This is a genomic window from Acinetobacter sp. 22323 (genome assembly GCF_052044895.1).
GTDB classification, from domain to species: Bacteria; Pseudomonadota; Gammaproteobacteria; order Pseudomonadales; family Moraxellaceae; genus Acinetobacter; species Acinetobacter schindleri.
This window is the reverse complement of sequence record NZ_JBQEOL010000002.1, coordinates 107817-119575: the sequence shown is the minus strand read 5'-3', so window position 1 is coordinate 119575 and position 11759 is coordinate 107817. Positions and strand designations below refer to the sequence as shown.

Below are 11759 nucleotides of genomic sequence, written 5' to 3'. Positions count from 1 at the left end.
TCGGTTATATGCGGGCCAATTGGTTGTGCGGTAGATTTTGTGTGTAGGCTTCTTCATTTGAAAATTATATCGCTAAAAAAGCCTTTACAGATAGGTTTGTGCAACAAAGCCGTTTTACACTCTAAAATCTATTAAATCATCCATTGTAAAAATAATTATATTTAAAAAAAGTTGCTTTAAAGCAACTTTTTAAATCAACTAAAAATTAATATAATGTTTACCATATTTATAAAAATGCAATATACTTATAATATATAAAATATTAATTTCTAGGAAAAAAGATGAAATTTACTGCGAACAAATTCTTAATTCCATTAAGTCTAATTATATTACTAATAAGTTTTTTAATCATTTTATACCGACTTTCCATAAATTAGATAAAATAATTCAACATACTTAACCTGAATCTCGGATAAGGATTTTTCTTCAAAAATAAAAAGATAAACGTTATTTTAGGATTAACTTTTACAGATATTAGATTAAATTGCAGAGCTTTTTATGATCAAAATGATCGATCAACTCAAAGATGAATAGTCTTAACTCCTTAAGCAGGATTCAGGTTACTTAATTAGATCTCTTTCATAAGTCATTTTTCACTCAATTCCATATGGTAAATTCCAGCGATTAAGTTGAATCTCAGACCGAGTCTCTTACCTCTATTTCGGTAACGGTCAGCTAGAATTTTAAAGGTCTTAAGTCGACCAAATACGTGCTCAATCCCGATTCTTCTTCTGTTAATCCCTTGGTTATACATTTTAAGCTGAGGATCTAACTTACAGTGCCGTTTGGCTTTTAACGGCAATAGGCTCTTAGTGTAAAAACAGCATAAATTCCTTGATAGCCTTTATCTGCAAGGATAAAAGCCCCTTCAGGAATTTGATTTAAATTGCGTTTGAGCAACTCGAAATCATGCACTGCACCGGGACTGCTACATAAACTCAGAATTTGCTGAGTTTTATAGTGAATCATGGCCTGTACTTTAAAGGTATGCGTCTTTTTCTTGCCGCTATAGCTTTTCTTCTGTTTTTTTAGGTCTTTGTATTGGAATTTCTGTGGCATCCACGATGACAACATTCCAGTCTATACCTTCACCTGCAGGTAAATTCTTCGGTAAATTGAACAGGTTTGACTGAATTAAGCAGTCTTCCACATGACGTACAATTCGCGAAGCTGTTGGCTCTGAAACACCATAGCTTGTTGCAACGTGAAATAAAGTTCGATACTCGCGCCAATAGCTCAGACACAGAAGAACCTGGTCTTCGAGACTTAGCTTGGATGGTCTACCTTTAGCAGGAACCTGCTTCTGTAATTGTTCCACCATTACATAAAAGGTTGACCATGAGATGCCTGTATATCGCTTAAACTGTGTTTCAGAAAGCTTCTTCGAATCGATGTGTTTCATCAGCAGATTATGCATTAATGCTAAAAAATCCGGGGTACAAATATTAATCAAAAAGATGATCGCTTTTTTGATTTATGAAAGAGATCTATTAACTTGAAATTTTTACGCATCTTAAATTGAAAAAATCCGATTTAACCAATTTAAAACCGGATTTTTTCATCAAATAATATCACCTAATAACGTCTGTTGTGCATTATGAGGCTTTTGATCTTCTGTCGAGATGTTACGACACCAACTACCATCACTTTGCAATAACCATGATTGCTGATTATCCATTAAATAATTTTCTAACCCTTGCTGATAAATTCTTTTTTTGAGTCCAGTATTTTCAATAGGAAAGCACACTTCAACACGTTTAAATAAATTACGCTCCATCCAGTCAGCACTAGAACAATACACACGTGTATCACCATTATTGTAAAAATAATAGACACGAGTATGCTCAAGAAAACGCCCTACAATTGAGCGAACACGAATATTTTCTGATAAGCCAATTAGGCCTGGACGTAAACAACAAATAGAACGAATGATTAATTCTATTTGCACACCAGCTTGAGAAGCTTCGTATAATTTATTAATCAATTGAACTTCGGTTAGTGCATTGACCTTAATGATAATTTTTGCCGGTTTCCCTGCTTTCGCAAGCACAATCTCATTTTCAATAAAATTCATCAACTGACTATGCAAAGTAAATGGTGCATGTAGAAGTTTCTTTAACTTCACCATTTTGCCCATACCGGTTAATTCTTGAAAAATACGATGTACATCTTCACACAAATCTTGATTGGTCGTTAATAAACCGTAATCAGTGTAAATTTTGGCATTGCCAGCATGATAATTTCCTGTACCTAAATGTGCGTAGCGCACCAGTTTTTGATTTTCTCGGCGTACCACCAAAATCATTTTGGCATGAGTTTTATAGCCGACAATGCCATATACCACCACGGCACCCGCTTCCTGTAAAACATTGGCAACAGCGATATTGGACTCTTCATCAAACCGTGCCCGTAATTCAATCACTGCGGTGACTTCTTTACCATTTCTTGCCGCCTCAGCCAAAATTTGCACAATTTCTGAATTTGCACCGCTACGGTACAAGGTCTGTTTAATGGCCAAAACATGCGGATCTTGCGCGGCTTCACGTAATAATCGAATTACAGGGGAAAATGATTCAAAAGGATGATGCAATAAAATATCTTGTTTCTGCATCGCACTGAAAATATTTGCAGATTTTTTCAGTATTTTTGGAATCACAGGAGTATGTGGCTCATAGCGTAAATATGGGCGTTTAAAATCCGAGACCAATCGAGCCAAATTAACAGGCCCGTCGACACGATACAATTGATGTGCATGTAAATCGAATTCTTTGAGTAAGTATTCATAAATATGTGTTGGACAATTTTTATTGACCTCCAAACGTACTGCCCGACCAAAACGGCGTGAACTGAGTTCGTCTTTTAAGGCTTCCGCTAAGTCTTCAACATCTTCAGTTAACGTTAAATCTGCATTTCGGGTTACTCTAAATTGATAGCAACCCGTTGCCGTCATTCCCGGAAATAAATCAGACACATGAGTATGAATAATTGAAGAGAGCATCACATGATGCTCTTTGCCTTCGGTCAACTCATCTGGCAAACGCACCACACGTGGCAATGAACGTGGTGCAGGAACCACTGCCAAATCGATCTGACGGCCAAAGGCATCCTTACCTTCCAAAGTCACAATGAAATTAAGTGATTTGTTGACCAAGCGTGGAAAGGGATGCGCAGGATCTAAACTTATTGGTGTTAAGGCTGGTGCAACCTGTTCCTGAAAATATTTTTTGATCCAATTAGATTGTGCTTGAGTTAACTCTCCACGTCTTAAAAAGCTGATGCCTTCTTCTCTTAACTGCGGAAAAATTTGCTCATTTAAAATTTGATATTGGCGTTCAATCGCAGCATGTGCTGTCTCCGAAATTTGATGTAAAATTTCTTGTGGGGATAAACCATCAGCCGTTTGTATGTCTCGCTCTTGAACAAAATGTTCCAACATAGTTGCAACACGAATTTCAAAAAACTCATCTAAATTTCTAGAAAAAATTAATAAAAAATTCAATTTTTCTAAGAGTGGATTTAAAGGATCGACCGCTTGTTCTAAGACACGTAAATTAAAATCTAAAATTGACAACTCGCGATTAATATATCGCTCAACTTGACCATATACCGGGGGGGAGGCTTGTGTAACTACGGAATTCATATACTACCCATATTTCTTAAAAGCAATGCCATTTTTAGTTGGCTAAAAATAAATAGAATTACAAAACAAAAACTTAAATACCATTCTAAAATATTGAAAATAAATCCTAAATTTACTGAATAACCATCCAAAGTACCGCCATTAAAATCGCCATATGCAGCATTTGTGCGGGGGCAAAATATAGAAAATATTTCCCGCCACCAGTTAAAAATGCATTGATGCTTTTAGAAAATGCATGTGCAGCCAAACCAATCATCATAGCGTAGACCAACGTCATCTGCTGTGGTGTTCCTTGCATCACCACCGTTGCCATGGCGGCATGTACTTCAAATAAAGAAGCGAAGAATGCCCCAATAATCAAACCGCTATCACCCAACACTACATTCAAGCCATATACCGCTGCTTGAATCACTGTCAGTGTTACCACAATGATTAAGGCTTCCTTAATGCTGAACATACGACTGTCCATATGCGTAATATCATTTTGTGGTGTAGCCTGTTGACCCATCGTCGCTTTGGATGAATGAATTAACATCAAGGCAATGATCAAAAGCACTGCAATGCCAATACTGCAAGGCAACAATAAAACCTTAAACCAAGCAAAATTAATCCCTGCGACAATAATCAGCAGCTGTAACAGGGTCGCAATACAGGAAATTAAGCCTGCACCAGCATTAGATTTGGCTTCTGCTTTGCCTGAACGGACTTCCATGCCCAAACTGGCAATAGTTGCGGTGCTAGAAACAAAACCGGATGCCAAAGATGACAACATCAAGGCTTTATTGTTTGGCAAGAGACGTTTAGCAATATGTGCCAAGGACTGTACGCCTAAAATCATGATCAGCAGTTTTAGAATCACATATGGATTGAGTACTGTGCCCCACATTGCCTGATCCGGCATCAGTGGCAACGCAATTAAAATCAGTGCCAGTAAAAACAAACCGTCACGCAGTTCAAAATGCTGAATCCAATTGCCAGCAAAATAATGCAATGACTGCTTGCCCATTAAAATCAGACACAACACTACCGCTAACCCTGCAGCAAGCGGCACATTAAACACACATAATGCACCAATCAAATAGGTCATCAAAAATGCCAGTTCAGTGGTCGCACCAATATCCTGTTTTTGTTTAATCAGACTATAAACACAAAAAGTCGTAACCGAAAATGCACCTAAGATACCTACTGCAAGATGCAGTAAAAAACATACTGCCCCAAGCAAGGCGCAAATGGTAAATGAACGCAGTCCGGCAAAACTGGGTTCACTTTCTTTACGATTATGCTTTTCTCGTTCTAAACCGATTAATAAACCGCAGCCTAAAGCAGATGCCATGATTCTCAATAATTCTTGAAAGGATAAATCTAGTAATACAGTATTCAATGTCTTAGCCTCAGCACAGCGGAATAAAAAACCCGAGGAACCACATTCATCAAGACTCCTCTAAAAGACGCTCATACATCACATTAGAGAAACGATAGCTATGTGCAATTAAGCGATCCATCCAACGCTGTGCAGCTAATAATTCCACCCCTTTGGACGCGCTTAATTGATTTACTTCGGTATATTCCATGACTTTTTCGCGCATTTCGGCACGATGGCTACTGGTCCATTTTTTTAAGTGATTTAAATCGGCTCTAAGACTTTCAATGACTGATTGATCTGCTAACTGTTCTATATTTGAAAAGTAACTTTCTAAAATATTGCAATAATCTAGTGCTAACTGAAAAATTGCCGGTTGTGTTCGTAGCAATATCGCATTATCTAAACGCTCTAAATCATTATGTAAGACACGTACATAGACCATTACTCGCAGTAATGATAAGAATTTTTGTTTGAGTGCAGGATGCTCAGGAATCGCTATTTTTTCTAAATACTGCTCAATATGCTGAATAATCTCATTTAGCGTATTCAACTGTTGCTGTCTAGGTAATGTACCGGTCTGAAAAACCATTTGTAGAATTTTAAAAATCTCAAATATGCTGAAATATACCGCCTTTTCCGCGGCCTGTACTGCAATGGCAGATACTTGCAAACTTGCATCATCCAGACTGTCTAAAATGGCAGGATTATTACTTGGCAACCATTGGATAATTTTCTGTTCTAAAAATTTCAGACTTGGCATAAACATACATGCCCCCAACACACTGAATGCTGTATGAAACATCGCGAGCATAATCACCTGATCAATGCTGCTGAAAAATGCACTGTGTTTAATCAACCAAAGAAAAAACGGTGCTAACAGGAAAAATGCAGCAATCGCACTCACGAGATTAAAAATCACGTTCACAGCAACTGTACGTTTGGCATTGATCGAAGCGCCAATCACCGAAATCACGGTAATGCTGACTGCACCAATATTTTGCCCAATCACCATATATAGCGCCTGCGGCAAGTCAATCGCACCACTGACTAAGGCAGCCATAGTCGCTGTAATAGATGCACTAGAGGACTGCAGCAGCATTGCCATAATGATGCCGATCAGCACCAAAACCAATTGTGACCACAAGCTGTCATAACTAAAAAAGGATAAATCTGAGTTTGCAGCAAACCCCGCCATGGCTTTTTGCAAAACATCGATGCCAAAGAAAATCAGACCAAAGCCTGCAATCACAAGGCCCAATAAAGCCATTTGGCCTTTAGCGATGAGTTTAAGCAGAGCGCCTAAAGCAATCATCGGTAATGCCAACATGGAAATGGAAAATTTCATGCCCAAAAATGCCACAATCCAACCAGTACTGGTTGTGCCGATATTGGCACCAATCACTACACTCATGGCTTGCGTGAAACTGAGTACCCCTGCTCCGACAAAACCAATGGCGGCGACAATTGTTGCTGTAGATGAATTCACCAGCAATGTCATACCCAAACCTGACAGCATGGCTTTAAACGGCGTTGCCGTAAACCTTGTCAGTAACTCCTTCAAGGTCTGACCTGCAATTTCTTTAAGGCTATCAGTCAGTAACGTCATACCAATTAAAAATAGACCGACACCGCCGCATAGTTCAGAGAGAATTTGAAGCACTACATTCCCCTATAAATTTCAAAAAAATTATGCTATTCAATGACATTTATTTAAATCTTGCGCCATTGAATTATTATCAAAGAATAAAAAAAAAAGCAGGCAGACTATTCAGGGAGTCATCTGCCTGCAAAAGGGAAACCCTTTACGCCATGGTATGAATCGTGTCTTTAAAGCGCTTCCAAGACACATAAAAAAACACTGACGCAATACCTAACAACCATACAAATGATGGCCACACCACATCGAATCCTGCATTACGGTATAAAATGGCCTGAGCCAAAGAGACGAAGTGTGTAGTTGGAGCAATCATCATGACCTGCTGCACTATTTCCGGCATGCTTTCACGTGGGGTTAACCCACCTGACAACATTTGCATTGGAATTAGTACCAACATCATTAGCAAGCCAAACTGCGGCATGGATTTCGAAACGGTTGCCATATAAATACCCATCGAAGTAGTTGCAAACAGTGTGAGTAAGGCGCCAAAGAAAAATAGCGGCAAACTGCCGTCAATCGGTACATGCAATACACCTTGAACCACGACTTTTAAGCCAACAAATGCAGCGATTAATACCACAAGACTCATTGACCAGACTTTGGACATCATGATTTCAAATACCGTTACTGGCATTACCATCAAATGTTCAATGGTGCCATGCTCACGTTCACGAATCAGCGCTGCACCAGTCAGAATAATTGAAAGCATTGCAACGTTATTAATAATCTGCATGACACTCATAAACCATTGCTTTTCAAGTGTTGGATTAAAACGCGAGCGTATCGCCAAATCTATAGGCAGATTAGTGACTTCACGGTTACGCAGCACATATTCATTCACTTCAGACTGAATTATCTGCTGAATATAGCCTGCACCCGACATAGCTTGAGTCATACGGGTTGCATCAACATTGACTTGAATCTCCGCACTTTCGCCAGACAACACATCTTGCTGAAAATTGGCTGGGATATTTACTGCAAAAGTAAACTCACCTGCATCCATACCCTCATCCATCGTGTTCAGCGTTGTCGTTTTACTGGTAAAATTTGGAGGATAAAATGCTGAAGAAATCCGTTCAGACAAAGTTGAATGATCCTCATCAACAATCGCAATCGGCGCCATATTCAATGTTTCTTTTACAGCAGTTGATGATGTGTAAACTGATACAGTAAAAGTGTAAATAATTAACACTAGCATGATTGGATCACGCCAAAGACTCCAAAGCTCTTTACAGCCGAGCTGATAGATATTCTGTAATTTTGTGAACATCTTATTGCTCCTGTTTCTTCAGCAAGGCAATAGCAGCAAACATTACTACCGGAACAGCCATGGCAATGATCCAAATGGCCTGTTTCAAATCATCAAAGCCCAAACCTTTATTAAAAATTCCACGACTGATATTGACCATATGCGTTGCCGGATAAATTTCCCCAAACCAGCGTCCAAACCCTTCCAAAGACGATACAGGATTGATAATTCCAGCAAACTGCATAACTGGTATCAAAGTCCCAATCATGACTAAAAACATTGAAGCAATCTGGCTTTTGGTAATAGTAGATGCCAATAGGCCCATACCTGTGGCAAAAATTACAAACAAAAAAGAAGTTAAGGTCAGAGCAAAGAAGCTACCTTTTACAGGTACATCAAATAAAGTAACCATGACCAAACACATAAGGAAATAGTTCAGCATTGCCAACAAAATATACGGAATCTGTTTACCAATTAAAAATTCTGTTCGCGTCACTGGTGTGACATACAAATTCACAATCGAACCTAATTCTTTTTCTCGCACCACAGATAAAGCAGTCAGCATGGCAGGAATCAACAGCAGTAATAAAGGCAGTACTGCGGGCGACATTGCTGGCAAACTTTTAATATCTGGGTTATAGCGGTAGCGGGTTTCAACACTCACAGCGCTAGATGTTTTATAACCACTTTGTTCTAATGCTTTTTGCATCAGCCAATACGTGTGAATCCCCTGCACATAACCTTGCACAGTTTCTGCACGCTGTGGCATCGCACCATCAATCCACGCAGCGACTTGCACCTGTTCACCACGAGCAACATCACGAGCAAAATTTGGCGGAATTTCTATCGCCAAGGAAATATCCCCACTACGCATACGCTGATCAATATCATCATAGCTTTGCAGCGATGGCTGTTCGATAAAATAGCGCGACCCTGCAATACTCATGCTGTAGTTTTGACTTAAGCTCGTTTGGTCACGATCCAGCACAGCGAATTTGAGGTCTTCAACATCCATGGTGATGCCGTAGCCCATGACCAGCAGTAAAATTAATGACCCCATTAAAGCCATGGTTGCGCGAATCGGATCACGCGCCAACTCCAAAGACTCACGCCAGGCAAAACTCAATAACCGGCGCAAACTGAATTTTTTTGGCTTGGCATTCAGTTCTTTACTGCCATTTGTTTCAGCAATACTTTCCGCCAAATCATTGGGCTGATCTTTAGTGCCTGCACCAGCATCAATCAAATAACCGATAAAAGCTTCTTCAAGTGTTTCAGCATGGCGGTTTTTAATCAGCTGTGCTGGTGACGCACTGTCAAGCACCCGTCCAGCGTGCATCATTGACATTCGGTCACAGCGCAAGGCTTCATTCATAAAATGCGTTGAAATAAAGATCGTGACCCCATCATTACGCGACAAATTGATTAAATAGCGCCAGAAATTATCACGCGCAATCGGGTCAACCCCAGATGTTGGTTCATCCAGAATTAAAATTTCAGGATTATGCACCAGTGCCACTGCGAGTGATAAACGCTGACGAACCCCCAAGGGCAAATCATCAGGCAGTTTTTCTTTCACATTCTCAAGATCAAAACGCTCGAGCATCAGTTGTACACGCGGCTCAATTTGCTCTTGTGGCACATGAAATAATTTGGCATGCAATACCAAATTCTGCACAATAGTCAGTTCGCTATACAGGGAAAAAGCCTGCGACATATAGCCCACACGACGCCGGGTTTCAATATTGCTGCCTTCAACGGGCTGACCAAACAGCCATGCCTGCCCTTCCGATGCTTCTAAGAGGCCCGTCAGCACTTTCATGGTGGTAGATTTACCGCAGCCATTTGAACCTAGAAAGCCAAAAATCTCACCACGTTTAATTTGAAAATTAACATGATCTACAGCAGTAAAATCTCCGAATTTTACTGTTAAATCTTTCGCTTCAAGTGCAAAGGTATCTGAACCATAATCTGGCAAGGGCGGGATCACGACAGGTTCATAACCGGCTTTTTTTTCTTCTGGCAGCAATTTAATAAATGCATCTTCTAAGCTGATGCTTTGGGTTTGACTGAGCAGCTCCTGCGGTGTGCCAGTTTTTAAAATTTCCCCCTCATCCATCATTGCAAGCCAGTCGAAACCTTGTGCCTCATCCATATAAGCAGTAGCAACAATTACACTCATATGTGGACGAACTTTGCGAATACGGTTAATTAATTCCCAAAATTGCGCTCGCGCCAAAGGGTCAACCCCTGTTGTAGGCTCATCTAAAATCAGAAAATCCGGATCATGAATTAAAGAGCAGCATAGACTCAATTTCTGCTTCATCCCGCCAGAAAGTTTTCCTGCTGGGCGATCTAAAAAATTGTATAAACCTGTACTCTTGGTCAGTTCATCAATTCGTTTGCGGCGCTCGATGGCATCATGTCCAAATAACCGGGCCACAAATTGTAAATTTTCTTCAACAGTTAATGTTTTATAGAGGTTTTTTCCTAGACCCTGCGGCATATAGGCAATATATGGGCAGACCTGAATTCGATGATATTTATCTGCAATATCACCACCCAAGACTGTTACTTTCCCCTGCTGCACAATTTTAGCACCTGACAGCAAAGCCAATAAGCTAGATTTACCTACCCCATCTGGACCGATCAAACCAATCATGCAACCTGCAGGTAACGTTAACGACACTTTATTAAGCGCGACTGTTTTTCCATATTTCAGGCTGACATTTTCAATTTCTGCAACAAACGATCCTTTTTCAGATTGTTGTGTCATCATTTAGCTTTTTTCTCTAAAAATGTCGGCCACACTGCCTGATCATCAATTTTGATATATGCCACACCCGGCAAACCTGTTTTGACTTGTTCAATATTATTGTTTAATAAAGTCGGATCAATTTTCGCTTTAACACGGAACATCAATTTTTGGCGTTCGCTTTCAGTTTCTACCGATTTTGGTGTGAACTGTGCAGTATCTGCAACAAATGACACTTTGGCAGGAATCACCACATTTTTCGCGGCATCCAACACAATGCGAACTTCTGTACCAATGGCGATATGCCCTGCGACAGTTTCCGGCAAAAAGAAGGTCATATACACATCAGACAGATCAATCAGATTTAAAACACGTCCACCTGCTGCCACCAATTCACCCGGCTGTGCAACACGGAACTGCACTCTTGCTTTTAATGGAGCACGTAATTGCGCATCATCCATATCAAATTTAATACGTTCAATCGATGCTTTGATTGCGTCAACTTGAGAATGAGCCGCTGAAACTTGACTTTTAGAGGCCACGATCGCACCTTGCGCACTTTGCACTTGTGCTTTAGCTGCGCTTAATACCGCTGCTACTTGCTGCGCAGAGGCACGTTCATCATCGAGTTGCTGCTTTGATGAGGCTCCCTCTTTGGCTAAAACCTCAGTACGCGCCAAACGGTTTTTAGCGGCCATCAATTCGGTTTCACGCTGCTGTACCATTGCCTCAGCAGCAGATTTTTCACTAATGCGCATTGACACTTGTGCTTCAGCAGTGGCAATTGCATCCTGTGCTTGACGCTGCTGGGCTTCCAATTCACGCAATTGGGCCTCTAAAGCAGAAATTTTAACCCGCGCCAAGATTTGACCAGGCTCGACAAAGTCACCTTCTTTAACCAAAATTTCTTCTAACTGACCAGATAGCTTACTAGATACGTTAATTTCAGTGGCTTCAATACGTCCATTGCCACTGACTAAGGCATCAGTGTCTGGCTTATTCATATTTTTCCAGATCAGATAAGCGACCAACCCTAAAACAACGATGAACCCAGCAATGGTTATTTTCTTAAAATTCATGTTTAATTACCCAATA

At 40.2% G+C, this 11759-nt stretch carries 9 protein-coding genes; all 9 read right to left on the bottom strand.

The genetic code is table 11. The features are described from left to right. Positions 1-586: 586 nt before the first annotated feature. On the bottom strand, positions 587-754 hold the full coding sequence (locus ACTJIX_RS01845; protein ID WP_440611117.1) for a transposase: 168 nt from the start codon (positions 752-754) through the stop codon (positions 587-589). Between the two features lie 38 nt (positions 755-792). After that, complete coding sequence (locus ACTJIX_RS01840) at positions 793-1059, bottom strand: transposase (protein ID WP_085945811.1); 267 nt, start codon at positions 1057-1059, stop codon at positions 793-795. Next, on the bottom strand, positions 1007-1402 hold the full coding sequence (locus tag ACTJIX_RS01835) for a transposase family protein (protein WP_162788940.1): 396 nt from the start codon (positions 1400-1402) through the stop codon (positions 1007-1009). The genes ACTJIX_RS01840 and ACTJIX_RS01835 overlap by 53 nt, the downstream gene beginning before the upstream one ends. Before the next feature lie 159 nt (positions 1403-1561). Then, positions 1562-3640, bottom strand: a complete 2079-nt coding sequence (ppk1, locus tag ACTJIX_RS01830) for a polyphosphate kinase 1 (RefSeq protein ID WP_440611116.1) — start codon at positions 3638-3640, stop codon at positions 1562-1564. A gap of 112 nt (positions 3641-3752) precedes the next feature. After that, on the bottom strand, positions 3753-4973 hold the full coding sequence (locus tag ACTJIX_RS01825; protein WP_052242923.1) for an MgtC/SapB family protein: 1221 nt from the start codon (positions 4971-4973) through the stop codon (positions 3753-3755). Between the two features lie 97 nt (positions 4974-5070). Continuing rightward, on the bottom strand, positions 5071-6663 hold the full coding sequence (locus ACTJIX_RS01820) for a Na/Pi cotransporter family protein (RefSeq protein ID WP_308957352.1): 1593 nt from the start codon (positions 6661-6663) through the stop codon (positions 5071-5073). Between the two features lie 142 nt (positions 6664-6805). After that, positions 6806-7930: an ABC transporter permease gene (locus ACTJIX_RS01815; RefSeq protein ID WP_005137627.1), complete on the bottom strand. Its 1125-nt coding sequence runs from the start codon at positions 7928-7930 to the stop codon at positions 6806-6808. 1 nt (position 7931) lies between these two features. Further along, positions 7932-10688 carry a ribosome-associated ATPase/putative transporter RbbA gene (gene rbbA, locus ACTJIX_RS01810; RefSeq protein WP_262550834.1) on the bottom strand — a complete coding sequence of 919 codons (2757 nt, stop codon included), beginning with the start codon at positions 10686-10688 and terminating at the stop codon, positions 7932-7934. Beyond that, positions 10685-11743 (bottom strand): HlyD family secretion protein, encoded by a 1059-nt coding sequence (locus ACTJIX_RS01805; protein ID WP_005137629.1) that lies wholly within the window; start codon positions 11741-11743, stop codon positions 10685-10687. The genes rbbA and ACTJIX_RS01805 overlap by 4 nt, the downstream gene beginning before the upstream one ends. Positions 11744-11759 lie beyond the last annotated feature (16 nt).

What these genes read in the sequence shown, in the direction of transcription:
- ACTJIX_RS01845 (WP_440611117.1), bottom strand. Translation starts at nt 754, where the DNA reads ATGTATAACCAAGGGATTAACAGAAGAAGAATCGGGATTGAGCACGTA.
- ACTJIX_RS01840 (WP_085945811.1), bottom strand. Translation starts at nt 1,059, where the DNA reads ATGCCACAGAAATTCCAATACAAAGACCTAAAAAAACAGAAGAAAAGC.
- ACTJIX_RS01835 (WP_162788940.1), bottom strand. Translation starts at nt 1,402, where the DNA reads ATGAAACACATCGATTCGAAGAAGCTTTCTGAAACACAGTTTAAGCGA.
- ppk1 (WP_440611116.1), bottom strand. Translation starts at nt 3,640, where the DNA reads ATGAATTCCGTAGTTACACAAGCCTCCCCCCCGGTATATGGTCAAGTT.
- ACTJIX_RS01825 (WP_052242923.1), bottom strand. Translation starts at nt 4,973, where the DNA reads ATGGCATCTGCTTTAGGCTGCGGTTTATTAATCGGTTTAGAACGAGAA.
- ACTJIX_RS01815 (WP_005137627.1), bottom strand. Translation starts at nt 7,930, where the DNA reads ATGTTCACAAAATTACAGAATATCTATCAGCTCGGCTGTAAAGAGCTT.
- rbbA (WP_262550834.1), bottom strand. Translation starts at nt 10,688, where the DNA reads ATGATGACACAACAATCTGAAAAAGGATCGTTTGTTGCAGAAATTGAA.
- ACTJIX_RS01805 (WP_005137629.1), bottom strand. Translation starts at nt 11,743, where the DNA reads ATGAATTTTAAGAAAATAACCATTGCTGGGTTCATCGTTGTTTTAGGG.